Raw genomic sequence first — 25,561 nt, 5'->3', positions numbered from 1 at the left:
GCTCGCCGTTGTTCGAGTCGGCCAGCACGCCCCCCAGCAGCTGGCTCCTACTCGCTAGGAAGTTTCCTGCGCGGAAGGGTCACAGGCAAGTGGAATCGGCCAGATTCCCGACTCCTGAACGAAATCCTTAGAAACCGGCAGTATTTCCGTGACGCAATCGTTGAAATCCGGCCCCGAGGATGGGCCGGGGATGTGTATCTGATCGGTTCTGCCTGTGCGATCGGTCAGGTGGTGGCGACCGAAGTCGCGGCCCGATCGGCCACCCGCCGCAGCAGATGCACGAAACGCTCCGGGGCCTCGAAATGGAAACCGTGCCCGGTGTCCACCCGGGCCAAGCGGCAGTCGCCCATCAGTCCGCAGGCACGGGAGGCGTCGTCGTCGGTCATCGCGCCCTCGAGGATCCCGTCACCGGTGACCCGCCAGTTCGCATGCACCAAAGTGGCGGGCATCGACAACGAGCCCAAGGTGGCCGCCTGGTCGAAACCGGCCTGCCAGGTCAGCTCGTGGAAGGCATCGGCGAATCGCGGATCGAACAGGTGCATGGCGGCGAAGGTCTGGTTGACCGAAGGCGGCAGGAACCACAGGTTCAGCCGCCGATCGGGATGACGACGGCGGTACCGCTGGGCCTGCTCGATGATCTTCGGAGCGCCCTTGCCGAGGTAACCGATCCAGGCATTGTGTTCGATGTACCAACTGACGAAGTCGGTTTCCGCGTCCTGCTGCAGGAAACGGTGTGCCGGAGTTGCCAGATCGACGTAGTTGAACTGCTGTGGCATCCGCTCGGCCTCGGTGGAGAAGAACGGCGGATCCTCCAGCAGCAACCCACGGACCTGGGCCGGGATCGCGGCCCCGACCGCTGCCGCGATCAGGCCTCCCGAGGAGTGGCCGGAGATCAGCACCGGCCGGCCGATCACGGTGTTGCAGAAATCGACCACCAGCTCGGTCAGGAACCCGATGTCGTATCGGCCCGGGGTACGGTCGGAGGCCCCGTGACCGGGGAGGTCGGGGACGTAGACGGTGAACTCCCGGGCCAGTGCCGGCAGCACCCGGTCGTAGGAATGGGCGTCGGCCGACTGGGCGTGCAGGAGCAACAGCGGCGGGCCGTTCTGCGGCCCGCGCGAGAAACTGATCCCGACCCCGTCTGCCACCGTCACCTGTTCGGTGCTGAACCCGGCTGCGCGCACCTTGGCGGCATCGCGGTCGGCATAACCGGTGTTGCGCCAGGCGTACCCGCCCAGCGCCGCGGCTCCCAGCGCCAGTGCGCCGACTCCGATCAGAGGAAGTGCCATCGGTCCACCTTCGGTCGGGGCAACTCGGTCGGCCTGCATCATCTGGGCCTGCATGGTCTGGCCTGCATGGGTGCGGGCCCAGCCTAACCGCAGCGTTCGACCGGCCGCCCCGAGGGGACGGCCGGTCGATTCCAGCGGCCGGTACGGCCGGTCACCCGTGATGTCGCCGGGGGTCGCGCAGGGCTCTCGTCAGACCGTGGCAGCGACCCTTTCGGTGAGCGAGCTCGGCGGCCGGAAATGATCACCGTAGGCCTCAGCGAGCTCACCGGCACGGGCCAGGAACGCGTCTCGTCCACCGGGGTAGTTGGCCACGAACTGCGCGGTGCCGCCGGTCCAGGCCGGGTAACCGATACCCATGATCGAACCGATGTTGGCGTCGGTCGTCGAGGTCAGCACACCCTCGTCGAAACAACGCTGGGTCTCCAGCGCCTCGGTGAACAGGAACCGGTCCTGCAGATCGGCGAACGGTGGCTGCTGTTCGGCCACCCCGAAGGTGTCCCACAGGCCGGGCCACAGCTTGCCGCGCTTGCCCGCCTCGTCGTAGGAGTAGAAACCGGCGCCGGCCTTCCGGGACGGCCGACCCGCGTTGATCATGGTCTCCAGCACCCGTCCCGATGCCGTCTCCACCGAGGTCTGCTCGGCGCCGGAATCGGTGTAGGCGGTACGGATCCGCTGCAACAACTCCATGTTCAACTCATCGGTCAACTGCAATGGCCCCACCGGGTAACCGGCCTGGGTGGCGGCGCACTCGATCGAGACCGGATGCACTCCCTCGGCCAGCATCGCCAACCCCTCGTTGACCATGGTGCTGATCACCCGTGAGGTGTAGAAGCCACGGGAGTCGTTGACCACGATCGGGGTCTTCCGGATCTGCAGGGTCAGGTCGTAGGCCCGGGCCACCGTTTCGTCGGAGGTCTGTTCGCCGCGGATGATCTCCACCAGCGGCATCTTGTCCACCGGGGAGAAGAAGTGCAGACCGACGAAGTCGGCCGGACGGTCGACCCCGGCAGCCAGGCCGGTGATCGGCAGGGTGGAGGTGTTGGAACACAACAAGGTGTCGGTCCGGACATGAGCCAGGGCCTCGGCGAAGACCTGGTGCTTCAACGCCTGGTCCTCGAAGACCGCCTCGATCAGTGCGTCCACCCCGGCCAGATCCGCTGCCTCGGCACTCGGTGTGATCCTGGCCAGCACCTGATCGGCCTGCTGCTGGGTCAGCTTGCCCCGGCCGACCTGCTTGTCCAGCAGCTTCTGCGAGTACGCCTTGCCCTTCTCCGCTGCCGCGAGGTCGACATCCTTCAGCACGACCTCGATTCCCGAGCGGGCCAGTGAGTAGGCGATCCCGGCGCCCATCATCCCGGCACCGAGCACACCGGCAGAGTTGATCTTGTGCGGGGCGCTGTCACCGGGTCGGCTGCCGCCCTTGCTGATCGTCTGCAGGTCGAGGAAGAAGGCCTGCACCATGTTCTTCGAGACCGGTCCCTTGATCAACGAGATCAGGTAGCGCGACTCGATCCGGCTGGCCGTGTCGAAGTCGACCTGTGCACCCTCGTAGGCCGCGGCCAGGATCGCCCGTGGTGCCGGCATCGGTGCGCCCTTGAGCTGCTTCACCAGATTCGCCGGCAGGCTGGGGGCGATGGCGGCGAACTTCGGATTCGACGGGGTGCCACCGGGCAGCTTGTACCCGGGCCGATCCCAGGGCTGGGCCGACTCGGGGTTGTCGGCGATCCACTGCCTGGCAGCGGCCAGCGCCGACTCGGCATCGGGCTGGAGCTCGTCGATCAGCCCGACCTCCAGTGCCTCGGCCGGTTTGAACCGCCTGCCCTCACCGAGCACCTTCAACAAGGCGTCGAGGATGCCGAGCATCCGTACCACGCGGGTCACGCCACCCCCACCGGGCAGCAGTCCCAAGGTCACCTCGGGCAGTCCGAAGACCGACCGCGGGTTGTCCACGGCGATCCGCCGGTGGGCGGCCAGTGCGATCTCCAGACCGCCGCCGAGGGCGGCGCCGCCGAGTACCGCCACCACCGGTACGCCCAGGGTCTCCAGTTTCCGCAGATCGGCCTTCAGGGACTCGACCCGTTGCAGATCGAGGGCATCGACCGACTCCGGATCGTGCAGCTCCTTCAGGTTCGCACCGGCGAAGAAGGTCGACTTCGCGCTGGTGATGATCACTCCGGCAAGATCATCGACACTGGCCAGTTGGTTCACCGCAGCGTGCATGGCGGTCCGGTAGCGGTCGTTCATGGTGTTCGCCGAGGCGCCCGGATCGTCCAGGATCAGTTCGGCGATCCGGTCCTCACCGAGCTCCACCCGGACGGCGGGACGGTCGGCGGATCCGTTGTCGTTGCCTGTCATGATCAGATCCTCTCCACGATCGTCGCAATGCCCATTCCGCCACCGACGCACAGCGCGCACAGCCCGTACCGCAGGTCGCGGCGTTCCAGTTCGTCCAGCACGGTGCCGAGGATGATCGCCCCGGTCGCGCCCAGCGGGTGCCCCATGGCGATCGCGCCGCCGTTGACGTTCACCTTCGACGGGTCGAGCTCGAGATCCTTCATGAACCGCAGGACCACCGAGGCGAAGGCCTCGTTGATCTCGTAGAGATCGATCTGGTCGGCGCTCAACCCGGCCTTGGCCAGTGCCTTCTTCGCCGCCGGGCCGGGACCGGTCAACATGATCGTCGGGTCCGAACCGGTGACCGCGGCGGAGATGATCCGGCCGCGAGGGGTCATGCCATTGCGGCGGCCCGCCTCCTCGTTGCCGATGGCGACCAGTGCGGCGCCGTCGACGATGCCGGAGGAGTTGCCGGCGGTGTGCACATGGTCGATCTCCTCCACGGTGTGGTACTTCATCAGGGCCACGGCGTCGAAACCGCCCTGATCGCCGATACCGGCGAAGGAGGGCTTCAGCGCGGCCAGGCTCTCCACGGTCGTGTCCGGGCGGATGTGCTCATCGCGGTCCAGGATCAGCTCGCCGTTGCGGTCGCGTACCGGCACCACCGAGCGGTCGAACCAGCCGTTGGCCCAGGCCTTGGCCGCCCGGGTCTGCGACTCCACTGCCCAGGAATCGACATCGGTACGGTTCCAGCCCTCGATGGTGGCGATCAGATCGGCGCCGATGCCCTGGGGGACGAAACCGAGTTGCATGGCGATCTCCGGGTCGTTGGCCCAGGCGCCACCATCGGAGCCCATCGGCACCCGCGACATCGACTCCACACCGCCGGCAAGCACCAGGTCGTTCCAGCCGGCGCGTACCTTCTCCGCTGCGGTGTTCACCGCCTCCAGGCCGGAGGCGCAGAACCGGTTGAGCTGGACCCCGGCGACTGTCTCGGGCAGACCGGCGGCCAGGGCGATGGTCCGTGAGATGTCGCCGCCCTGGTCGCCGACCGGGGTGACCACACCGAGGACGAGGTCATCGATGGTCGAGGCGTCGAGTTCGGGAAAGCGGTTGCGCAGTTCGTCGATCAGTCCGGTGACCAGGTGCACAGGCTTGACCTCGTGCAGTGAACCGGATGCTTTGCCGCGACCTCTCGGGGTGCGGATCGCCTCATAGATGAAGGCTTCTTCGGCCATGTCTCCTCCTTGCACGCCGATGTACGCCGCTCAGTCTGTCACTTAGCGTTCGCTAAGCCAAGGAGACGGGCGTCGCGATGACGGGCGAGGTGCCGCAGGCGCGCGGCTCCGGGCCGGAGGGCTGACGGACCCGGCCCGTACCCTTCGAGCCGTACCCTTCGACCCGTTTCCCTCGAGGGGTTCGGATTCCGCAACTGCCTGGAGGAGGTGGCGAGATGTTGCTGCACGAGGTGGCACAGACCTCCGCCGCGGTCGCGGCGACCCGTTCCCGCAATGCCAAACGCGATCTGCTGGCCGAGCTGCTCAGCCGTACCCCGGTCGGGGAGCTGCCGATCGTCGCCCGCTATCTGGCAGGTGAGCTGCGGCAGCGCCGGACCGGGGTCAGCTGGGGTTCGCTGCGCTCGCTGCCCGAGCCGGCCGAGCAGGCGAGTCTGCAGGTGGCCGAGGTCGACGCGAGGTTCCAGGACCTGGCCGGCCTGGCCGGGCCCGGGTCGCGGGCGGTTCGGGCCCGGTTGGTGGCCGAGCTGTTCGGCCGGGCGACCGAGGAGGAGCAACGTCTGCTGCGGGGTCTGGTCTCCGGTGAGGTACGCCAGGGTGCGCTCGACGCGGCACTGCTCGATGCTGCGGCCGCGGCATCGCAGGTACCGGTGGCGGCTCTGCGGCGGGCGGCGATGCTGAGCGGGTCCAGCGCCGTGGCGACATGGGTGGCGCTGGCCGACGGGCGACAGGCGGTGGAGGCGATCGATCTGCAGGTCGGCCGGGCGGTCCGGCCGATGCTGGCCTCCTCGGCGCCCGACCTCACCACCGCGGTGGACAAGTTCGCCTCGGCGGTGATCGTCGACAGCAAATTGGACGGTTTCCGGATCCAGGTGCACCGGACAGCTGATCAGGTGCACGTGTACAGCCGCAGTCTCGATGACATCACCGAACGACTGCCCGGGCTGGTCGAGCTCGTCGGGCGATTTCCCGCCGCCTCCTTCGTCCTCGACGGCGAGCTGCTGGCCAGCGATGCCCAGGGCCGGCCGCGGCCGTTCCAGGAGACGGCCTCCCGGGCGAGCAGCGGGGAGGTCGAGCTCGGTGTGGAGCAGTCACTGGCACCGGCGTTCTTCGATCTGCTGGCCGTCGATGACGAGTCGTTGATCGACCTGCCGCTGACCGACCGATTGGCCCGGCTGGCCGAGCTGGTGCCGCCGAAGTACCTCACCGCGCGGGTGGAGATCGATGACGTCGATTCCGCGCAGGAGTTCTTCGATCAGGTGCTGGCCGCCGGGCACGAGGGTGTGGTGGTGAAGGACCCGCGCAGTCCGTACCAGGCCGGACGCCGTGGATCGGGATGGGTGAAGGTCAAACCGCGGCACACCCTGGACCTGGTGGTCCTCGGGGTCGAACGGGGCAGTGGTCGACGCCGCGGCTGGTTGTCGAACATCCACCTCGGTGCGCGGGATGCCGAGACCGGTGAGTTCGTGATGTTGGGCAAGACCTTCAAGGGGATGACCGACCAGATGCTGGCCTGGCAGACCGAGCGGTTCACCGAACTGGCCACCGGGCCGGTGGATGCTGCGGACTGGGTGGTGGAGCTGCGGCCCGAACAGGTGGTGGAGATCGCCTTCGACGGTGTCCAGCGATCCACCCGCTATCCCGGTGGCGTGGCGCTGCGCTTCGCCCGCGTCCTGCGCTACCGCGACGACAAATCCGCTGCCGAGGCCGACACCATCCAGGCGGTCCGTTCGTTGCTGCGTTGACCCGGGATGATCGGCTTCCCCGGCGGTAGTTCCGCTCCGTCGGCCCGAAGTTGATCATGAAGATCGGGTGCCGGTCGTACCGCGGGACGAGTCGCCTCCCACCACGGTCGTGGGAAAGGAATCCCGGTTGAGACACGACGTCGGCGAGCTAAGCTGGAAACTCCGCCCCACCCCTTCCAACGTTGAGCAGTTACTGGAGCATGTCCGAAACAAGATCCACCTCCCGCCGAATCGTCGGCGATCTGTCCCTGGTCCAGGTGATCGGTAGTGCATTGGCCGCCATCACCTCGGCCGTTGCCGCCTCCGGTCTCGGCGTCGCCGGGACCCTGATCGGTGCTGCGCTGGCCAGTGTCGTCGCCACCGTCGGCGGCACGATCTACAGCAACTCGATCCGGCTGAACGCCGAGAAGCTCTCCCAGCTGCGCAAGCCCCGTTCGAGCGACAAGCGGGCCAGCTTCTCCGAGGAGGATGCGGCCGACGGTGACACCACCGCCGATGCGACCACCACCCAGGTGAGGGATCGGACCGACGGGGAGTCGACCGAGGCGATCGACACCGCCCAACTGCATCCGGTCAGTGAGGCCGATGCCGAGACCCGGGTGCTCGGTGAGTCCCCGGCCGAGCAGACCCGTACCGACCTGACCGCAGTCGACGCCACCGATCCGGCAGCTGAGGACGACTCGGCCGAGGATGAGCAGAACACCTCGAAGCTGAAGGGCATTCGCTGGGGCCGGGTCGCCGTCGCCGCCGCCTTCGTGCTGGTGATCGCCGGCGCGGCCATCACCGGGCTGGAGGCCCTGCTGGGGCATCCGCTGTCGAACCCGACGGGACAGGGCACCACGATCTCGACCATCGGCAACGATGCCACCGGCGGTTCCTCCGATGACTCCGACAACGGGAGCTCCGACGATTCGGACTCCGACAACGGCTCGGAGAGCACCTCGGATCCCAGCAGCGGGACCGATCAGGGAAGCGACTCCGACGAGTCCACCCCGGCACCGTCGGCCCACACCACCCAGCAGCCCGAGAGCGATCCGAGCAGCGGCACCGGCGGTTCGAGCTCCGGTTCGGACGGCTCGGGTTCGGATGGTTCGGGCTCCGGTTCCGGCAGTTCCGATTCCGACTCCGGCGACACGGGCTCAGGTTCCGGCTCGGGCTCGGGATCGGGATCGGGTGGGTCCGGTTCCGGCTCGGGATCCGGGTCCGGTGGTTCGGGTGGCTCGGGTTCGAACACCTCCGGCTCGGGTGTCTCCGACACCTCCGACGGTTCGGCGGGGAGCATCGACCCCGGTGTCGCCGAGTCGACCGCAGATTCGGGCTCGGCCGACAGCTGAGCTCGCGGGCGAACAGGCCCCGGATCGCGCGAGTTTCGCGGGACCTGGGGCTTTCGTCATCCCCGGGTGAGTGGCCCAGCAACCCGATCGTCCCGATCAATAGGGGGCCGGGCAACCTTGGTGACCTCGCCTCCGACCGCCCACGCCAGAAGGGTGCCCCCGTTACCGATCGGTCACATGGGGCGGCCATGATGGGCGGCACAACCGGTGGGCGACAGCCCGCCGATCGGAGCGGGAAGGAACCGGGATGCGCGTAGCCCTGCTGTCGTACCGCTCCAAACCGCACTCCGGGGGGCAGGGCACCTACGTCCGGCAACTCAGTCGCGGACTGACCCAACTGGGTCACCAGGTCGAGGTGTTCTCCGGCCAGCCCTATCCGGAGCTGGATCCCGGGGTGGGGTTGACCAAGGTCCCCAGCCTCGACCTGTACCGCGAACCCGATCCGTTCCGCCGGCCGCGGCTGGGTGAGTTTCGGAACCTGATCGATGTCGCCGAGTTCGCCACCATGTGCACCGCCGGATTTCCCGAGCCCTGGACCTTCTCGCTGCGGGTCGCCCGGCTGCTCGCCGATCGGCGTGGGGACTTCGACATCATCCACGACAACCAGTGCCTGGGCAGCGGCCTGCTCGACCTGCAGCGCGCCGGCTGGCCGGTAGTGGCGACCATCCATCACCCGATCACCCGCGACCGGCGACTCGACCTCGCCGAGGCGACCGGCTGGCGACGGCTCACCGTCCGACGCTGGTACGGGTTCCTGCGGATGCAGGGCAGGGTGGCGCGCCGATTGCCGCGGATCCTGACCGTCTCGGCCAACTCGGCAGCCGACATTGCCACCGACTTCGGTGTCGACCCGGAACGGATCAGCACCGTCGGCCTGGGAGTTGACCTCGAGCAGTTCGCCCCCCGACCACAGCGCCGACCGAACAGCATCGTCTGCATCGCCAGTGCCGACATGCCCTTGAAAGGTGTGCCGGTGTTGCTGCGGGCGGTGGCGGAATTGGCGACCGATCGCGAGGTCACCCTCACCCTGGTCACGCCGCCCGGGGGGACCGCGATCGGGCAGGCCGCCGAACTGGGCATCGGGGACCGGGTGCAGATCCGGTCCTCGCTCAGCGAGGCCGAGTTGGCCGAACTGCTGGGTACCGCGACGGTCGCCTGTGTGCCGTCGTTGTACGAGGGCTTCTCGCTGCCCGCCGTGGAGGCCATGGCCAGCGGTACGCCGCTGGTGGCCACCCGGGCCGGTGCGATCCCGGAGGTCGTCGGCGAGGCGGCGATGCTGGTGGCGCCCGGTGATGTGACCGAACTGCGGCTGGCGCTGGCCAAGGTGCTCGACGACGCCCAACTGCGGGAGTCGATGGCAGCGGCCGGCCGGGCCCGGGCGGCCGAGGCATACAGTTGGCTCGCCGCGGCCCGGTCCACTGCCGCGGTCTATGAGCAGGTACGTGCCCGCCAGGTCGATGACCCGGCGACGGGAGGAGAGGTGTGCTGACCTTCGATTTCGATCGCCTGGACATCGCCCCCGGAATGAAGGCGATCGACATCGGCGCCGGTCTCGGCCGACACTCCTTCGAGCTGTATCGCCGGGGGGCCGACGTGATCGCCTTCGACATGTCGGAATCCGACATGGCCGAGGTGGGTGAGATGTTCGCCGCCATGGCAGTCGAGGGGCAGGCGCCGGCGCAGGCCAAGGCGCAGGCGGTGGTCGGCGACGCGAGCGCGCTGCCGTACCCCGATGATCATTTCGACCTGGTGATCATGTCGGAGATCCTCGAACACGTCCCGGCCGATCTGTCGGTGATCGACGAAGCGGTACGGGTGACCCGACCCGGTGGTCGGGTGATCGTCTCGGTACCCCGGGCCTGGCCGGAGCGGATCTGCTGGGCCTTCTCCACCGAGTACCACACCGTCCCCGGTGGGCATGTGCGGATCTACAGCCGGGCCGAGCTGGTGGCCAAACTGGAGGCAGCCGGTCTGCGACTGGATGCCGAGGGCGGGGCGCATGCGCTGCATGCGCCCTACTGGTGGCTGCGTACCGCACTTGGTGATCATCATCCGATCGCCGATGCCTGGCACCGGATGCTCGTGTGGGATCTGATGAAGGCGCCCTGGCCGACCCGGACCGCGGAGCGGCTGTTGGATCCGGTGATGGGGAAGTCGATCAACCTCTACCTGACCAAACCGTGACGACCCGACCTCATCCACGTCCGGTGGTTCCCGGCCTGTTGAGTGATGCGCAGGTCTGCCGTACCGGGCGGTGGATCGCTTCCCTGCAGTTGCCCAGCGGTGCTATCCCGTGGTTCGACCACGGCCACATCGACCCCTGGGACCACGTCGAGGCCGCCATGGGATTGAGTCTTGCCGGGTACCTGGAGGAGGCCGCCGCCGCGTACGAGTGGAGCGCCCGGACCCAACGCGCCGATGGCAGCTGGCCGATCAAGATCGGCAATGACGAAACCGTCCTGGATCCGGGGACGGATGCGAACTTCACCAGCTATGTCGCAGTCGGGGTGTGGCACCACTGGTCGATTACCGGTGATGATCAGTTCCTGCACCGGATGTGGCCGGTGGTCTCGGCGGCATTGGACAAGGTGGCGGGCATGCAGACTGCCGACGGCATGATCGCCTGGGCCGAGGACGCCGATGGTCGTCGGTTCGAGGAGGCGCTGGTCAGCGGCAGCTCCAGCGTCTTCCATGCGCTGACGGCCGGGGTGGTGCTGGCCGAACGGCTCGGCCGGCCGCGGCCGGACTGGGAACGGCTGCGGCAACGGATCGGGCACGACCTGCGCTCGCACCCGGGATCCTTCGCCGACCGGCGACGCTATTCGATGGATTGGTACTACCCGATGCTCGGCGGTGCCCTCACCGGTGAGGCGGCACGGACCCGGATCCGTACCGACTGGGACCGTTATGTCGAGAACGGGTACGGGATCCGGTGCGTGGACGACCAACCGTGGGTGACCGGTGCGGAAACCGCGGAACTGGCCATCACCCTCGCCTCGCTCGGGTTGCGGTCAGCGGCGATGCAGTTGCTCACCGACGTCCAGCACCTGCGGGAACCGGACGGAAGCTACTGGACCGGACTGGTGCTCACCGACGGTGTGCGCTGGCCGGTCGAGCTGTCGTCGTGGACCGCCGCGGCGATGCTGCTGGCCGCCGATGCGATCACCGAGACCACACCGGGCCATCGGGTGCACCGGCCCGTGGGCCGGCCAGGGCCCGTCGACTGCGCGCGCTGCCGGCACTGAGCGCGTGTGCCGGTGGTTTTCGGCGGACGGGCGACGCGACCTCATCGGCGCTGGAGCACCCGCAGTGACCCGGTTGCGCTGAGCTCGCTGAACCGGCCCGAATCCAGAGCTTGCCGGTAGATCTCGTACGGCGGCCGTCCGCCGTCGGCCGGATCAGGGAAGACATCGTGGATGATCAACAATCCGTCGGGTTCGATCCGTGGTGACCAACCGTCGAGGTCACGTTGAGCAGCCTCCATGGTGTGACTGCCGTCGATGAAGAGGATCCGGATCGGCGTCTGCCACCAGCGGCTGATCACCTCCGAGCGGCCGACCATGATCGTCAGCTGCTCCTCGACCACCGGTAGCGCCAGGCCGGCGCGGTTGATGGTGTCCCGCAGCCGCGGGAGGGTGTCGATCCGGCCGATCCGCGGATCGACCAAGGACTCGTCGTGGTACTCCCAACCGGGCTGGTGCTCCTCGGATCCTCGGTGATGGTCGATGGTGACGACCTGGCCCCCGGTGGCGACCGCCGCGCCCAGCAGGTACAGCGTCGACCGCCCGCACCAGGTGCCGATCTCGACCGCCAGCCCGGTGCCGAGGTGGGCGAGTACGGCATCGTGCAGGGCTGTGCCCTCGTCCTCGGGCATGAATCCCTCGGTGCCATCGATCACCGGGGCGAGCAGGTCGATCGGGTTCATGGGTGCAGTCTTGCGTACTGCGGGCCGCCGCTGCTCGTGGTCACCCCCACTGGTCGTCGTCACCCCACTGGTCGTCGTCACCCCGGTGGGCGTGGTCACCCCCGCTGGTCGTGGTCGTGGTCACCCCCGGTGGTGGGCGTGGTCGTAGTCGCCGCACTGGTCTTGGTCACCCCCGGTGGTGGTCGTAGTCGCCGCGGTGGGCGTGGAGCTGCTTCTCGTTCCCAAGGAGCTTCGTCGACTGGCGCCACGAGACCCCGCGCCCCGGTCAGTTGCCACGGCCGAGTACGCGCTGCCGATGGGGCAATCAAACAAATGTCACACTCGATTCCGCGGCCGTCGCATCGGACCGCGTGGTGGCGGGCTGGGGGTCTGGGGTCCCGAGATCGAGTGTGACGTTTGTTTGGTTCGCCGCAGATGACCCGTGGCGAGATGGCCTTGCGTGAGGGTGTTGTGCCGGTCGCGGCACCTGCCGGGTGTGTTCCGGTCGCGGCACTCGCCGGGTGTGTTCCGGTCGCGGCACCTGCCGGGTGTGTTCCGGTCGCGGCACCCGCTGGGTGTGTTCCGGTCGCGGCATTGGGTGAGATCTGTCCCGGCCGCGAGCACCCGCCCGATCGTGGCCCGGCCCCGGGTGATTGAATCTGGCGCGTGAGCAACGTCGCAACGGACCTGGTGACCTGTGAGATCGCCGATGGCATCGCCGAGGTACGGCTGAACCGGCCTGATCGGCACAACGGTATGAACGCCGAGGTGTTCCGGGCGCTGATCCGGATCGGGCACGACCTGGCCAGGGACAAGCAGGTGCGGGGAGTGCTGTTGACCGGCAACGGGCCGAGCTTCTGCGCCGGGCTCGACTTCAAGGGCGTCTCCTTCGCCCCGAAGGACCTGCTTCCCCAGTTCATCCCGAACCCGTTGCGCGGCACCAACATGTTCCAGGAGGCATGTTGGGTCTGGCGGCGAATCCCGGCACCGGTCGCTGCGGCGGTGCACGGCAACTGTTTCGGCGCCGGGATCCAGCTGGCACTGGGGGCCGACTTCCGCTTCGCCACCACCGATTCGAAGTGGTCGGTGATGGAGGCCAAATGGGGCTTGGTACCCGACTGCAGCGGTGTCCGCGGGCTCGCCCAGTTGGTGGGCGTCGATGTGGCGAAGCGGCTGGTGATGACCGGTGAGATCATCGACGGTGCGACGGCCTCCGAGTGGGGTCTGGCGACCGAGACCGCCGACGATCCGGTCGCCGCCGCCAGGGAGTTGCTGGCGCTGATCGCCAGCCGTTCCCCCGATGCGGTGGCCCGCGGCAAGCGCCTCCTCGAGCGTGCGTGGCCGGGCAGTGACCGGCTCACCTTCGTCGTCGAGCGGGTCGCGCAGCTGCCGCTGCTGTGGGGTGAGAACTTCGCCATCGCCAGGAAGGCCGGGATGAAGAAGGAACAGCCGGTCTTCCGGCCGCGCCGCTGACCGCAGCCCCAGGCGATTCGCCGGACCGGCAGGCTGCCGCAACCGGGGTGACGCGCCCGATCGGCGAAGATCGATAGGGATCGGATCCGCGAGCTGGCCCGCTACAACCTTCCGCCAGGAGCGTTCCGTCGAGCCGACCCGGTACAACCGGCGCCAAGAGCGTTTCGCCGCGACAGGGCGGGTTAGGCATCTGCCCGGTCTGAGCGTCTCCACGACGACAACATCAAGCAGCGCTCGGTGACCGGGTACCGCTCAGGCCTTGCGCAGCACGGCAGCCGCATCGAGCACCACGGCGCTCAGTCGTTCCAGCAACGGGGAATCCAGACGCCACCGCTGCCAGTACAACGCCACGTCCACCTTCCGCCGGGATCCGAGCCGGACCAGCTCGCCGGCCGCCAGCGGTCCCTGCACCTGCTGTTCGGGGACCACTCCCCAGCCGAGCCCGGCCTCGACCGCCAGGGCGAACTCCGCCGAGGTGGGTACGCGATGGCTCACCGGATTCGGTGGTACGCCGAGCTGGCGCAGCAGACTGCGCTGCAGATCGTCATCGGGTCCGTACTCCACCATCGGCAAGCGCGCCAGGTCGGCCGCCCGCTGGGGTGAGACGCCGTGCCGTTCGAGCAACCGTGGATGGGCCACCGGCAGATAGCGCATCACGCCGAGCGGTTGACTGCGGCAGCCCGGTGCCGGACGCGGATCGGCGGTCACCGCACCCATCACCTCACCGGAGCGGAGCATCCGGGCCGAGAGATCCTGGTCCTCGATCTGCAACCGCAGGGCCACCTGGTCCCAGTCGGCGATCTCGGACAGGACCGGGGCGAACCAGACGCTCAGGCTGTCGGCGTTCAACGAGATCGACAGCTCGGTGACCGCCTCACCGCCATGACTGAGCCGCTCCTGCGCCTCGGTCTCCAGCAGCGACAGCTGCCGGGCCAGTTGCACCAAGACCTCACCGGCGGCGGTCGGCCGGACCGGTTTGCTCCGGGTCAGCAGCAGGCTCCCCGCCCGCTGCTCGGCGCCACGGATCCGCTGGCTGAACGCCGATGGGGTGATCTGCAAGGCCTTCGACGCGGCATCGAACGTACCGTGCTCGACCGCTGCCCGGAGCGCGGCCAGGTGCTGTCGATCCCAGTCCATCGCTACACCTCCAAAGTGAAGTATAACTGAAGATACTGCAGAATCTTTCGCTTTACCGGATCCTCATCGATCCCTAGCGTGGTACTCATGACGGCACTGACCACGGGCCTACTGACCGGTTGGGCGATGATCATCGCCATCGGCGCACAGAACGCATTCCTCCTGCGTCAAGGGTTGGCCAAGACCCATGTCGGAGTCCTGGTGGCGATCTGTATCCTCTCCGACCTGGTCCTGATCCTGGCCGCCACGGCCGGACTGGGAGTGGTGATCGGCGCGCATCCCGTGGTGATGGAACTCGTGCGCTGGGGCGGCGTGGCCTTCCTGATCGGTTATGCGCTGCTCTCGTTCCGGCGGGCGCTGAACCCGTCGGCCTTGCAAGCCTCGCGACCGGCGGGCACCACCGGTCCCTGGTCCGCGGCCGGCCGGATGTTGGTATTGACCTGGCTCAATCCGCACCTGTTCGTCGACATCCTGGTCCTCGGCTCGCTCGCCAACAGTCAGGGTGAGCTCGGTCGGTGGTGGTTCGCAGTCGGGGCGGTGCTGGCCAGCACGACCTGGTTCGCTCTGCTCGGGTACGGTTCAGCGCTGTTGCGGCCGATGCTCGCCCGTCCGGGAGCCTGGCGGGTGCTGGACATCGGAATCGGGGTGGTGATGCTCGGCATCGCGGCCGGGCTCGCTCTGTCCCGCTGATCACCGGGCCGCAGGTGGCGGCAATCGGGCCGGTGCGGGCAGGGCCGGGGTAAACGGGCGACAGCAACCGGCCGGGTCCGGCGGGCGGTGAACGTTCCGCTGGACTCAGGGGGTGTCGTCGTCGACCCAGTCGAAGGTACGTTCCACGGCCTTGTGCCATTCGCGGGCCAACCGCTGCCGCTCGGAGTCGTCGATCTCCGGGCGCCAGCGCTGATCGGCCCACCAGTTCTTCGCCACATCCTTGGTGCCGGACCAGTAACCGACACCGATGCCGGCGGCATAGGCCGCTCCCAGCGCCGTGGTCTCGGTGATCCGCGGGCGGACCACCGGGATCCCGAGCACATCGGCCTGGAACTGCATCAACGAGTCGTTGACCGTCATCCCGCCGTCGACCTTCAACTCCTTCAGCGGTACGTCGGCATCCTTGTCGGCCGCGGCCAGCACGTCCATCGACTGGAATGCGGTCGCCTCCAAGGTGGCCCGGGCCAGATGGCCGGCCTTGGCGTACTGGGTCAGACCGACGATCGCGCCGCGCGCATCGCCACGCCAGTACGGGGCGTAGAGACCGGAGAAGGCCGGGACGAAGTACACCCCGCCATTGTCCGGGACCGTCTTCGCCAGCCTCTCGATGTCGGCGGCGTCCTTGATCAAACCGAGTTGATCACGCAACCACTGCACCGCGGCACCGGTGACCGCGATCGAGCCCTCCAGGGCATAGACCGGCGGTTCGTCGTCGAGTTGGTAGCAGACGGTGGTCAACAGCCCGTTCTCGGAACGGACGATCTCGTTCCCGGTGTTGACGATCATGAAATTGCCGGTGCCGTAGGTGTTCTTCGCCGACCCCGGTGAGAATGCGGCCTGGCCGAAGGTGGCGGCATGTTGATCACCGAGGATTCCGGTGATCGGTACGTCGGCCAGCAGTTGGGAGTGGTCCACCCGGCCGAAGGCGTGGGAGGAGGGACGGATCTCGGGCAGCATCGATTCCGGGACACCGAAGGCGGCCAGGATCTCGCTGTCCCAGGCCAGGCTCTCCAGATCCATGAACATCGTCCGCGAGGCATTGGTGACATCGGTGGCGTGGATACCACCGCGGGTACCGCCGGTGAGGTTCCACAACAGCCAGGTGTCGATGGTGCCGAAGAGCAGCTCACCGGTCTCCGCCCGCTTCCGCGCCCCCTCGACATTGTCCAGCAGCCAGCAGATCCTCGGCCCCGCGAAGTAGGTCGCCAAGGGCAGGCCGACCTTCGCCTGGAACCGGTCGACGCCCCCGTCGGCGGCCAGTTCCTCCACGATCCTGCGGGTACGGGTGTCCTGCCAGACGATCGCATTGTGGATCGGCTCCCCGGTCCTGGCGTCCCAGACGACCGTGGTCTCGCGCTGGTTGGTGATGCCCACCGCGACGATGTCGTCGCGGGTCAGGCTGGCCTTGGACAGCGCCATCCCGATCGCCTCGCGGACGTTCCTCCAGATCTCCTTAGGGTCATGTTCGACCCAGCCGGCGCGGGGGAAGATCTGCTCGTGCTCCAACTGGCCGGTCGAGACGATCTCCCCGGAGTGGTCGAAGACGATGGCACGCGAACTGGTCGTGCCCTGATCGATGGCGATCACGTACTCAGCCATGGGACTCTCCTCGGGATCGAGCCTCCAGCCTAACGAGGTGGCTCAGCGGTGCTGAAGGTCCCCATCGCTGGAGCCCCGGCGTCCTCCTGGGAAGTCCGGAACCAGGTCCGATGCGACGGGGTGATCGCTCAGGCGTCGATCTGTTCGGCGTCCAGCCGGTAGGCACCGTCGACCAGGAACTCCTTGCGGGGGACCACGTCATTGCCCATCAGCATCTCGAAGACCTGCTCGGCCGCGGCGCCGTCGTCGACGGTGATCCGCCGCAGCAAGCGGTGCCGCGGATCCATCGTGGTCTCGGCCAGCTGGCTGGCGTCCATCTCGCCCAGGCCCTTGTACCGCTGCGGATCGTCGAACCGAATGCCCTTCTTGGTGAGCTCGGCAGCGGTCCGCTGGTACTCGTTGTCGGAGTAGGTGTAGAGGTACTTCTCCTGCCCCTTCTTCGGGTTCTTCAACTCGAAGCGGTGCAGCGGCGGGACGGCGGTGTAGACCCGGCCGGCGTCGATCAGCGGCCGCATGTAGCGGAAGAACAAAGTCGCCAGCAGGCAACGGATGTGGGCCCCGTCGGCATCGGCGTCGGCCATGAAGATGATCTTGCCGTACCGGGCAGCGTCGAGGTCGAAACTACGTCCGGACCCGGCGCCGACGACCTGGATCAGGTTCGCGCACTCGGCATTCTTCAACATGTCGCCGATCGAGGCGCGCTGAGTGTTCAGGATCTTGCCGCGGATCGGGAACAGCGCCTGGAACTCCGAGGAGCGGGCGTCCTTCGCCGTACCCAGCGCCGAATCGCCCTCGACGATGAACAACTCGGTCCGATCCACGTCATTGGAGCGGCAGTCCCGCAGTTTCGCCGGCAGCGAGGAGGACTCCAGGGCGGTCTTGCGTCGCTGAGCCTCCTTCTGCGCCCGGGCGGTCAGCCGGGTACGCATGGCCGCCGCGACCTTCTCCAGCACCACCCGGGACTGCTGTTTGTCGGCGGCCTTGTTCGAGGACAGGAAGCCGCCCAGCTCGGACTCGACCACCTTGGCCACCAGCCGGGAGACCGCCGGGGTGCCCAGCACCTCCTTGGTCTGACCCTCGAACTGCGGTTCGGCCAACCGGACGGTGACCACGGTGGTCAGCCCCTCCAGGGCATCGTCCTTGGTGATTTCCTCACCGTTCTTCAACAACCGGGTGCTGGACAGGGCCTTGTTCACCGTCTTCGTCAGCGCCCGCTCGTAACCGTTGACGTGGGTGCCGCCCTTCGGGGTGGCGATGATGTTCACGAAGGACCGGGTGACCGTGTCGTACCCGGTGCCCCAGCGCAGGGCGATGTCGATCTCCACATCCCGATCGACATCGGTCGGCAGCATCGCCCCGGTCTCCTCGTCGAGCATCGGTACGGTCTCGGTGAAGCTGTCGTTGCCCTGCAGTCGCAACACCTCGGTGACCGGCTGGTCGGGGGCCAGGAACTCGCAGAACTCGGAGATGCCGCCATCGTGCCGGTGGGTCTCGGTGACCGGGTCGGCCCCCCGGGCGTCGGTGATCTGCAGCTCCAGGCCCGGGATCAGGAAGCTGGTCTGCCGAGCCCGGTTGGACAACTCCTCCGGGGCCAGCGACATGTCGGGACCGAAGATCAGCGGGTCCGGCCACCAGGTGACCCGGGTGCCGGTGACGCCCTTCTTGGCCCGCTTCAGTTTCTGCAGGGACCCGCCGGGGGTGAACCTGGCGTCCGGTCCGGGGCCGTCGAAGGTACCGGGGGTGCCGCGATGGAAGGACATCCCCCAGGTGGCGGAGTTCCGGTCGACCTCCACGTCGAGCCGCGCCGAGAGGGCATTCACCACCGAGGCGCCGACGCCGTGCAGACCGCCGGCGGCGTTGTAGGAGCCGGTGCCGAACTTCCCGCCGGCATGCAGTTTGGTGTAGACGACCTCCACCCCGGACAGTCCGGTCCGGGGCTCGATGTCGACCGGGATGCCGCGGGCGGTGTCGGCGACGGTCAGCGAGCCGTCGGCGTTCAGCGCGATGGTGATCTTCTCGCCGTACCCGATCAGTGCCTCGTCGACGGCGTTGTCGATGATCTCCCACAGGCAGTGCATCAGGCCGCGGGTGTCGGTCGAACCGATGTACATCGCCGGGCGCTTGCGGACCGCCTCGAGACCCTCGAGGACCAGCAGGTTGCGGGCGTCGTAGTCGCGTCCACCGTCGACCGGTCGGGACGCGGAGGTACGTGTGGCGGAGGCGGGGACGGCCTTCTCGGCCTGCTTCGGCGTCTTGCTGGGCACCCGTCGAGATTACCGGCCGACACCGACGAAATCCGGCAGCGACGGACGGTGCGTGACCCATTCCACGTCCGATCGGGGAAGAACACCCCACCCACGCCGGGTTGTACCGGGTGCAAGCACAGACGAGAACCAGGAGGTTCCCCCATGATCCCGACTCTCACCGCAGGCACCGGTGAGACCCTTCCGACGGTCGGCTTCGGCACCTACAACCTGAACGGCGACTCCGGGGTGGAGTCCGTCGTGAAGGCACTCGGCAACGGTTACCGGCTGCTCGACTCGGCCTTCAACTACGAGAACGAGGGCGCCGTCGGCAAGGCGGTACGTACCTCCGGTGTGGACCGCGAGGAGATCATCGTCACCTCCAAGCTGCCGGGCCGCCATCACGCCCATGACGAGGCGATCGCGACCATCGAGGAGAGCGTCTTCCGTACCGGTCTGGACTACCTCGACCTCTACCTGATCCACTGGCCGAACCCGGAGACCGGCAAGTACGTGGAGGCCTGGCAGGCCCTGATCGAGGCCAAGGAACGCGGACTGCTGAAGGCGATCGGTGTCAGCAACTTCCTGCCCGAGCACCTGGACCGGCTGCAGGCCGAGACCGGCGTCGTCCCGGCGGTGAACCAGATCGAGATCCACCCCTACTTCCCGCAGACCGAGGCGATCGCCGATCTGCACGAGCGCGGGATCCTGGTCGAGGCCTGGAGCCCGCTGGGCCGCGGCAACGACCTGCTGAGCAACCCGGTGATCACCGAGATCGCCGCCGAGCAGAACGCCGAACCGGGCCAGGTCGTACTCGCCTGGCACATCGCCCGCGGAACGATCCCGCTGGCCAAGGCAGGATCGACCAAGAACCAGTTGGCGAACCTGGCTGCGGTCGACCTGAAGCTGACCGAGGATCAGCTCGCCCGGATCACCGGCCTGGGCCGCCCCGACGGCCGGATCGACGATCAGGACCCGGCCGAGTACGAGGAGTACTGAGCCGTAGCGGCCATTAGGCTGAGCCGGTGATCGTCGGCGCAACCGAACTCATCAGTCGAGTGACCGGCCCGGGGAGTCTCAGTGACACCCCGGGCCGGTTCGACATCCACGGCACCGATCTGGGATTCATCTGGGACGCCGGCCCCGGTGCCGACGGACGGCCGCGCTGTCTGGTCATGTTCGGCGACACCTACGGCCAGGGCTGGGGACCGGCCGGCGCCGGCCCGAGCAGCGCGAACTGGCGCAAGAACGTGCTGCTGAGCTCCACCGACACCGACTTCACCGACGGGCTGCAGTTCGATGCCGCGGTCACCCGGAACGGGCAACGCTCGGCCAGTCAGTTGATCAGCTCCCTGCCGAAACCGGTGGAGCACACGGTGATCCCGAACTCCGGCATCACCGTCCACGGGGTGCACTATGTGCACTGGATGTCGGTGCTGAGCTGGCTCGGGCCGGGCCGCTGGCGGACCAGCCATGCCGGCCTGGCGGTGTCGGTCGACGACGGACTGACCTGGCACAAACGGCGGCCGCTCTGGTGGAACCCGAGCGGCCGGAACCGTTTTCAGATCGGCTGCTTCGCCGCCGACGCGGACTGGGTCTACCTGTTCGGCACCACCAACGGCCGGTACGGCCCGGCCTACCTTTCCCGGGTACGCCCGGCCGAGATCACCTCCGGGCCCTACACCTACTTCGACGGCCAGGGTTGGGTCGGGAGCCGGCGCCGTGCACGCCCGGTGCTGAGCGGCAATGTCGGTGAGCTGTCGGTGATGCCGCATGAGCGGTACGGCTGGCTGGCGATGCACCTGGACGAGACCCGGGGCGAGATCCTGCTGCGACAGGCCCCGGCGGTCACCGGTCCGTGGACCGAGGGCGTGCCGGTGGCGACCTTCGCGCAGTACCCGGGGTTGTACGGCGGTTTCATCCATCCCTGGACGGTCGGTGCCGACGACCCGGCGATCTATTGGACGATGTCGCGCTGGGGCGACTACGACGTGTTCTGGATGCGTACCGAACTCAGCGGCTGAGGCCGCCCGGAGAAGATCCGGCCGACGTCACCAGCTCGATCAGACGGTGCCGAAGAACCTGCGCATCCGCGGCAGCCGCCGGATCAGCAGCTGGTCGAGCACCAGCACCACGATCAGCGACAGACCGAACAGCGGCAGGAAGACACCCAGCCCCGCCATCACCGCGACCAGCAGCCAGTTCCCCCACAGGGGCAGCTTGGCCCGGGGCGCTGCCAAGCCCGAGGCAGAACCCCGGCGGGTCCACCACATGATCGGCGCGGAGACGCACATGAACATCACCGCCAGGCAGAACAGGGTGGAACCGATCGTGTTGATCACGCCCAGCCGACGGCCCTCGTGGATCGCGATCCCCTGGGAGACGGCCTTGGCCGCCGGGCTGTAGTCGGCGTACCCGTACTCACCGACCGCTCCGCCGGTGTACTGGTCGATGTGGATCGCCACCTCCTGGGCGACATCGGATTCGGCCGGGTTGCCGTTGTCGCTCCACTGGCTGGCGGTGACGGTGAAGACACCGCTCTGATCCTCGGGATACATGATCGAATACGGTTCCGGGACTCCCAGGGAGCGGGCCACCGCGGTCGCGTCATCGACGGTGATCATGGACGTACCGGCGCCGCCGCTGGTACCCATCGGTCCGTTCCCGATGGCCCATCCGGCCGGGGCACTCGTACCGCTGGTGTCCTCCATCCGCTCGCCCAGGCTCGACTCGGCCCCGGGGTCCTCACCCCACAGCGACAGACCGTTCCCGGCGGCCACCGATTGCGCCGCCGATCCCCAGACACCGGTCCAGGGCAACCCGGACAGCACGAGCATCAGGATGCCGATCCCGACGGGCAGGCCGACGATCGCGTGCAGTCCGCGCAGCCGGGCGCCGCGGATCCCCTTCCGCACCGCGCCGCGACGAGGCCGGCGGCCGAGGAAGAAGATGATGAACCCGGTGATCGTGAGCACGATCGCCCAGCTCGCCCCCAGCTCCACGATCCGGTCCCCGATCCCGTCCTCACCGATCAGCAGGTCGCCGTGGATCCGCTCGGCCCAGTCCGAGATCAACTGATCGGCGGTCAGCTCACCGGTGATCTCGCTGCGGTACGGATCGACATAGACATTCAGGTTCTCACCGTCGCCGTTCTCGATCACGAACACCGTCGACCGGTCCCCGAGGCCGTCGACGACCGAGAGCACCGGTGCGTCCGGATGGGCCGCGCGGACCGCCGCCTCCTGTTCCACCAGCGGTGCCCGGGTGGCCTCGGGCGGGACCTCCACCCGCAGCACACCCGGATGGGTCCAGGCATCGACCTCGGCGCGGAACATGTAGGTCATCCCGGTCACGGCGAGCACGAACAGCACCGGGATCACGATCAGCGAACCGTAGAAGTGCCACCGCCAGAAAGCGGCGAACCAGTTGGTCCGCCTGGGTTGACGCCGACCGTCGAGCTCGGACGGCAACGTCGGGGTGGTGGTCATCGGGTTCCTTCGCGGACGGGGCGGCTGGGCCGAGCACGACGCAATGTAGTGCAATTGACTTCTCTACACAATGTCGTACTAGGCTGCCCTGGTGTTGTCACCGCTCTGGGCCGGCAGTCTCACGGTGCTGTTCGTCCTCACCGGCATCATCCATCTGCTCGATCTGGCCGTGAACCATCGGCCCGGTGAGCGCCGCGGCGGTCTGACCGCCGCCGGGGTGGTCGACGTGACCCACCTCCTGATGAGCATCGCGATGATCCTGATGGCCTGGGTGATGCTGCCCGCGGTGGTCGGCTGGGCACAGATCGCGATCTTCGCCATCTGCGCCCTGGCCCTGCTGCCGGGATTCGGTGAGACCGACCTCCCGGGCCGGATCAGCCGGCTGGCCCACGGGGTGCTGAACCTCGCCATGATCTGGATGCTCGCGACCATGGGCCTGCTGATGGGCCACACCGGCGGCGGGGACGGCCATGCCGGCCACGGTGGCGGTCATGGCGGTGCCGAAACCGCGGGTACGCCGATGGGTACGCCGGTCTGGGCCGAGGTCGTGAACGGTGTCGTGATCGCGGCCTGCCTCGCCGCCATGGTGTGGTGGATCCACCGTGCGGTGGTCAGCCGTGACCATCGCCTGCCGAATGTCGGGCACGCCCTGATGGCCGCCGGGATGGCGCTCATGCTGTGGCTGATGAACGCCTGAGACTTGTCGAACGCCCGAGGCCGGTGATCAGTGCGCCGTCGAGGTCGGCGCGGGCTCGGTGCCCTCGATCAGCCAGCAGATCTCGGCCTCGGCATTGCCTGCCTCCGGATCGTCGGCGGCCCGTCCGATCAGTCCGCGGATGTTGGCCTGCAGGGCCTGCAGGTCGGCGATCTGCTGTTCGACCTTGCTGAGTCTGTCCTGCAACAGGTCGGTCACCCGACAACAGGGCGCCCGGCCGCTGTCATGGATCGCCAGGATCTCGGCGATCTCGTCCAGCTGCAACCCGGCCGCCTGCCCCTGGCGGACGAAACGGATCCGCGACACCGCACGATCGCCGTAGTCGCGATAACCACTCGCCGTCCTCGACGGCGCGGGCAACAAACCCTGATCCTCGTAGTACCGGATGGTCGAGGTCGCCACCCCGGTACGTTCACTGACCTCGCCGATCCGCACCGCTCGCCTCCTGGCTCGGAATTGCTTGACCTTCAACCCGACTTGAAGGACAACACTACAAGCAGTCGACTTAGGGGTGAGCATGACCGCAACGCAGCCGCCGGCCAATGCCGGACGCACCCGCTCCACCGGGGCGCTGGAGTCCTCGGTCCTCGGCATCTTGTGGCAGTCCCTGGCGGAGTTGAGCGTCCGCGAGGTCCAGGCACAACTGTCCGCCCCCCGTCCCAGCTACTCCGCGGTGATGACGGTGCTGTCCCGGCTGGAGGAGAAGGGCCAGGTCGCCCGGACCACGCTGTCCCCGCGCAAGATCAAGTTCCATCCGGTCCGCTCGGAGAGCGATCACCTCGCCGAGCAGTTGCTGGCGATCCTCGACCGGGCCCGTGATCGGCAGGCGTTGCTTGCCGGTTTCGCCGCGGCGCTCTCCCCGTCGGAGAAGGCCACGCTGCGCGCAGCGCTCGACTGACGCGCGCCCTGCCGGTCTGCATCGGCAGGAGTGTGTGCCCGGCTGCCCGACAGTGTCCGGTTCCTGCATCATGGGCGCCATGGCTGAGAAGGACGCTCCGCGCTGGGGCCTGCGACCGTTGATGATCGTCCAGGCAGGAGGTCAGGGCAGTCGGATGGACGTGCTGACCCGGGAACGGGCGAAACCGGCGCTGCCCTTCGCCGGCAATCATCGCTTGATCGACTTCCCGCTCTCGACCGCCGCCGGTGCCGGGTTCAGCGAGGTCTGGGTGAGTGATCAGTACCAGTCCTCCTCGATGGACGACTACCTGGCCGGTGGCCGCCCCTGGGACCTCGATCGCAACCACGGTGGATTCCGCCGGATGTCGCCCCAGGAAGGCGGCGGGGGATCGCAGATCGAGGGTTTCGCCGGCGGCAATGCCGAGGACCTGTTCAGCCTGCTCGACCAGATCGGTGTCCTCGATCCCGATCTGTTGATCGTCACCTCCGCCGACAGCATCTACTCCTTCGATCTTGCCGGTGCGATGGCCCGTCATCTCGCCTCCGGCGCCGGTTGCACCGTCCTCACCTCGCACGTCGGTCGCAGCGAGGCGAAGCAGAAGATGGTGGTGGAGGTCGAGAAGGGCCGCGAGGAGGGCCGGGTGACCTCGGTCGCCTACAAACCCTCCAAGGCCTCCACCGGAACCGTCGCCACCGAGGTCTTCCTCTACGACCCGGCCGTCCTGAAGCGCACCTTCGCCCGGCTGGTCGCCAAGCAGGCAGCCTCGGCCGAGACGGAGCTGGGCGATTTCGGTGATCAACTGCTGCCCGAGTTGGTACGCCGCAAACAGGTACGGGCCGAGCCGATGACCGGATACTGGAAGGATGTCGGCCGCCCCCAGGCGTACCTGCAGGCCCACCGCGATCTGCTCGCCGGCCGGGTCGACGTGTTCTCCCACCCCTCCCGACCGATCCTGGCGCCGGTCACCGGTGGTCCGGCCGGGCTGGTCAGCGGTAACGGATCGGTCGAGAACTCGATGATCGGTCTCGGCAGCGTGGTACGCGGCCGGGTGGTGCGTTCGGTGCTGGGCCCGGGAGTCACCGTGCAAGCCGGGGCGCTGGTACAGGACAGTGTGCTGTTCGGTGACACCCTGGTGGAGGCCGGTGCGCAGGTGCACACCTCGATCGTCGACACCGGGGTGACCATCGGGCGCAAGGCGCGGGTCGGGCAGGAACCCTCCGGTACCCGACTCAGCGACGACCAGATCTGCATGATCGGCAAGGATTCCACGATCGGTCGCGGCGCCGAACTGTCCACGGGTACGCGGATGGAACCCGGCTCGACCGCCTGAGTGCCGGGGCGGGTGCGTCCTCCTCGCCCGGTGATCACCAGCCGGGCGGTTCCGAACGGCCGCCGCCTCGGCTCGTTTGATCATGATCGGCCCCGGTTGTGGGCCCCCCGGGGCCGGTCGGCCGTT

General features: G+C 68.0%; 21 protein-coding genes. 12 read left to right on the top strand and 9 right to left on the bottom strand.

Features of this window, described 5'->3' with window-relative positions:
- Positions 1-224: 224 nt before the first annotated feature.
- The 3 genes from CLV29_RS11635 to CLV29_RS11625 form a co-directional block, all read right to left on the bottom strand.
- Positions 225-1,289, bottom strand: a complete 1,065-nt coding sequence (locus CLV29_RS11635; protein ID WP_166649249.1) for an alpha/beta fold hydrolase — start codon at positions 1,287-1,289, stop codon at positions 225-227.
- Positions 1,290-1,478: 189 nt separating this feature from the next.
- Complete coding sequence (locus CLV29_RS11630; protein WP_133755267.1) at positions 1,479-3,644, bottom strand: 3-hydroxyacyl-CoA dehydrogenase NAD-binding domain-containing protein; 2,166 nt, start codon at positions 3,642-3,644, stop codon at positions 1,479-1,481.
- 2 nt (positions 3,645-3,646) lie between these two features.
- Positions 3,647-4,861 (bottom strand): acetyl-CoA C-acetyltransferase, encoded by a 1,215-nt coding sequence (locus CLV29_RS11625; protein ID WP_133755266.1) that lies wholly within the window; start codon positions 4,859-4,861, stop codon positions 3,647-3,649.
- A gap of 215 nt (positions 4,862-5,076) precedes the next feature.
- Here CLV29_RS11625 and CLV29_RS11620 point away from each other — a divergent pair, with 215 nt between their 5' ends.
- The 5 genes from CLV29_RS11620 to CLV29_RS11595 all read left to right on the top strand — a co-directional run bounded on the left by CLV29_RS11620 (position 5,077) and on the right by CLV29_RS11595 (position 11,182).
- Complete coding sequence (locus CLV29_RS11620) at positions 5,077-6,603, top strand: ATP-dependent DNA ligase (protein ID WP_133755265.1); 1,527 nt, start codon at positions 5,077-5,079, stop codon at positions 6,601-6,603.
- A 200-nt stretch (positions 6,604-6,803) separates the two neighbouring features.
- Positions 6,804-7,937, top strand: a complete 1,134-nt coding sequence (locus CLV29_RS16220; protein WP_166649248.1) for a hypothetical protein — start codon at positions 6,804-6,806, stop codon at positions 7,935-7,937.
- Between the two features lie 247 nt (positions 7,938-8,184).
- A complete protein-coding gene (locus CLV29_RS11605; protein WP_133755263.1) occupies positions 8,185-9,426 on the top strand; it encodes a glycosyltransferase family 4 protein in 1,242 nt (413 codons plus the stop codon).
- Positions 9,420-10,121 carry a class I SAM-dependent methyltransferase gene (locus CLV29_RS11600; protein WP_133755262.1) on the top strand — a complete coding sequence of 234 codons (702 nt, stop codon included), beginning with the start codon at positions 9,420-9,422 and terminating at the stop codon, positions 10,119-10,121. Before CLV29_RS11605 ends, CLV29_RS11600 begins: the two co-directional genes overlap by 7 nt.
- 38 nt (positions 10,122-10,159) lie before the next feature.
- Positions 10,160-11,182 carry a glucosidase family protein gene (locus tag CLV29_RS11595; RefSeq protein WP_133755261.1) on the top strand — a complete coding sequence of 341 codons (1,023 nt, stop codon included), beginning with the start codon at positions 10,160-10,162 and terminating at the stop codon, positions 11,180-11,182.
- Positions 11,183-11,223: 41 nt separating this feature from the next.
- Here the strand turns inward: CLV29_RS11595 and CLV29_RS11590 are convergent, their stop codons facing one another.
- Positions 11,224-11,862 carry a class I SAM-dependent methyltransferase gene (locus CLV29_RS11590; protein WP_133755260.1) on the bottom strand — a complete coding sequence of 213 codons (639 nt, stop codon included), beginning with the start codon at positions 11,860-11,862 and terminating at the stop codon, positions 11,224-11,226.
- 645 nt (positions 11,863-12,507) lie between these two features.
- Here CLV29_RS11590 and CLV29_RS11585 point away from each other — a divergent pair.
- On the top strand, positions 12,508-13,314 hold the full coding sequence (locus CLV29_RS11585; RefSeq protein ID WP_243831905.1) for a crotonase/enoyl-CoA hydratase family protein: 807 nt from the start codon (positions 12,508-12,510) through the stop codon (positions 13,312-13,314).
- Between the two features lie 252 nt (positions 13,315-13,566).
- On the opposite strand, the gene CLV29_RS11580 is transcribed toward CLV29_RS11585, so the two are convergent.
- Positions 13,567-14,451: a LysR family transcriptional regulator ArgP gene (locus CLV29_RS11580; RefSeq protein ID WP_133755259.1), complete on the bottom strand. Its 885-nt coding sequence runs from the start codon at positions 14,449-14,451 to the stop codon at positions 13,567-13,569.
- A gap of 87 nt (positions 14,452-14,538) precedes the next feature.
- Here CLV29_RS11580 and CLV29_RS11575 point away from each other — a divergent pair, with 87 nt between their 5' ends.
- Positions 14,539-15,141, top strand: a complete 603-nt coding sequence (locus tag CLV29_RS11575; protein ID WP_133755258.1) for a LysE/ArgO family amino acid transporter — start codon at positions 14,539-14,541, stop codon at positions 15,139-15,141.
- Positions 15,142-15,246: 105 nt separating this feature from the next.
- Here CLV29_RS11575 and glpK read toward each other — a convergent pair whose 3' ends face one another.
- On the bottom strand, positions 15,247-16,761 hold the full coding sequence (gene glpK, locus CLV29_RS11570; RefSeq protein WP_133755257.1) for a glycerol kinase GlpK: 1,515 nt from the start codon (positions 16,759-16,761) through the stop codon (positions 15,247-15,249).
- A gap of 128 nt (positions 16,762-16,889) precedes the next feature.
- Positions 16,890-18,917 (bottom strand): DNA gyrase/topoisomerase IV subunit B, encoded by a 2,028-nt coding sequence (locus tag CLV29_RS11565; RefSeq protein WP_243831941.1) that lies wholly within the window; start codon positions 18,915-18,917, stop codon positions 16,890-16,892.
- 252 nt (positions 18,918-19,169) lie between these two features.
- Between CLV29_RS11565 and CLV29_RS11560 the strand changes: the two genes are divergently transcribed.
- A complete protein-coding gene (locus CLV29_RS11560; protein WP_133755256.1) occupies positions 19,170-20,003 on the top strand; it encodes an aldo/keto reductase in 834 nt (277 codons plus the stop codon).
- A 26-nt stretch (positions 20,004-20,029) separates the two neighbouring features.
- The gene (locus CLV29_RS11555; protein ID WP_133755255.1) at positions 20,030-21,028 is read left to right on the top strand and encodes a DUF4185 domain-containing protein; all 999 of its coding nucleotides are present in this window, start codon (positions 20,030-20,032) and stop codon (positions 21,026-21,028) included.
- A gap of 39 nt (positions 21,029-21,067) precedes the next feature.
- Here CLV29_RS11555 and CLV29_RS11550 read toward each other — a convergent pair whose 3' ends face one another.
- The gene (locus CLV29_RS11550; RefSeq protein ID WP_133755254.1) at positions 21,068-22,492 is read right to left on the bottom strand and encodes a PepSY-associated TM helix domain-containing protein; all 1,425 of its coding nucleotides are present in this window, start codon (positions 22,490-22,492) and stop codon (positions 21,068-21,070) included.
- A gap of 91 nt (positions 22,493-22,583) precedes the next feature.
- Between CLV29_RS11550 and CLV29_RS11545 the strand changes: the two genes are divergently transcribed.
- Complete coding sequence (locus tag CLV29_RS11545; protein ID WP_133755253.1) at positions 22,584-23,189, top strand: DUF5134 domain-containing protein; 606 nt, start codon at positions 22,584-22,586, stop codon at positions 23,187-23,189.
- 27 nt (positions 23,190-23,216) lie between these two features.
- Here the strand turns inward: CLV29_RS11545 and CLV29_RS11540 are convergent, their stop codons facing one another.
- Positions 23,217-23,642: a heavy metal-responsive transcriptional regulator gene (locus tag CLV29_RS11540; protein WP_166649246.1), complete on the bottom strand. Its 426-nt coding sequence runs from the start codon at positions 23,640-23,642 to the stop codon at positions 23,217-23,219.
- An 82-nt stretch (positions 23,643-23,724) separates the two neighbouring features.
- On the opposite strand from CLV29_RS11540, the gene CLV29_RS11535 reads away from it, so the two are divergent.
- Positions 23,725-24,105 carry a BlaI/MecI/CopY family transcriptional regulator gene (locus CLV29_RS11535; RefSeq protein WP_133755251.1) on the top strand — a complete coding sequence of 127 codons (381 nt, stop codon included), beginning with the start codon at positions 23,725-23,727 and terminating at the stop codon, positions 24,103-24,105.
- 79 nt (positions 24,106-24,184) lie between these two features.
- The gene (locus tag CLV29_RS11530) at positions 24,185-25,435 is read left to right on the top strand and encodes a glucose-1-phosphate adenylyltransferase family protein (protein WP_166649245.1); all 1,251 of its coding nucleotides are present in this window, start codon (positions 24,185-24,187) and stop codon (positions 25,433-25,435) included.
- The last annotated feature ends 126 nt before the right edge of the window (positions 25,436-25,561 follow it).

This window comes from Naumannella halotolerans (assembly GCF_004364645.1).
GTDB lineage: Bacteria > Actinomycetota > Actinomycetes > Propionibacteriales > Propionibacteriaceae > Naumannella > Naumannella halotolerans.
Note: the sequence above shows the minus strand (reverse complement) of the source record. Positions and strands in the feature narration are given on the sequence as shown.

What these genes read in the sequence shown, in the direction of transcription:
- CLV29_RS11630 (WP_133755267.1), bottom strand. Translation starts at nt 3,644, where the DNA reads ATGACAGGCAACGACAACGGATCCGCCGACCGTCCCGCCGTCCGGGTG.
- CLV29_RS11560 (WP_133755256.1), top strand. Translation starts at nt 19,170, where the DNA reads ATGATCCCGACTCTCACCGCAGGCACCGGTGAGACCCTTCCGACGGTC.
- CLV29_RS11620 (WP_133755265.1), top strand. Translation starts at nt 5,077, where the DNA reads ATGTTGCTGCACGAGGTGGCACAGACCTCCGCCGCGGTCGCGGCGACC.
- CLV29_RS11605 (WP_133755263.1), top strand. Translation starts at nt 8,185, where the DNA reads ATGCGCGTAGCCCTGCTGTCGTACCGCTCCAAACCGCACTCCGGGGGG.
- CLV29_RS11530 (WP_166649245.1), top strand. Translation starts at nt 24,185, where the DNA reads ATGGCTGAGAAGGACGCTCCGCGCTGGGGCCTGCGACCGTTGATGATC.
- CLV29_RS11550 (WP_133755254.1), bottom strand. Translation starts at nt 22,492, where the DNA reads ATGACCACCACCCCGACGTTGCCGTCCGAGCTCGACGGTCGGCGTCAA.
- CLV29_RS16220 (WP_166649248.1), top strand. Translation starts at nt 6,804, where the DNA reads ATGTCCGAAACAAGATCCACCTCCCGCCGAATCGTCGGCGATCTGTCC.
- CLV29_RS11575 (WP_133755258.1), top strand. Translation starts at nt 14,539, where the DNA reads ATGACGGCACTGACCACGGGCCTACTGACCGGTTGGGCGATGATCATC.
- CLV29_RS11590 (WP_133755260.1), bottom strand. Translation starts at nt 11,862, where the DNA reads ATGAACCCGATCGACCTGCTCGCCCCGGTGATCGATGGCACCGAGGGA.
- CLV29_RS11580 (WP_133755259.1), bottom strand. Translation starts at nt 14,451, where the DNA reads ATGGACTGGGATCGACAGCACCTGGCCGCGCTCCGGGCAGCGGTCGAG.
- CLV29_RS11535 (WP_133755251.1), top strand. Translation starts at nt 23,725, where the DNA reads ATGACCGCAACGCAGCCGCCGGCCAATGCCGGACGCACCCGCTCCACC.
- CLV29_RS11635 (WP_166649249.1), bottom strand. Translation starts at nt 1,289, where the DNA reads ATGGCACTTCCTCTGATCGGAGTCGGCGCACTGGCGCTGGGAGCCGCG.
- glpK (WP_133755257.1), bottom strand. Translation starts at nt 16,761, where the DNA reads ATGGCTGAGTACGTGATCGCCATCGATCAGGGCACGACCAGTTCGCGT.
- CLV29_RS11625 (WP_133755266.1), bottom strand. Translation starts at nt 4,861, where the DNA reads ATGGCCGAAGAAGCCTTCATCTATGAGGCGATCCGCACCCCGAGAGGT.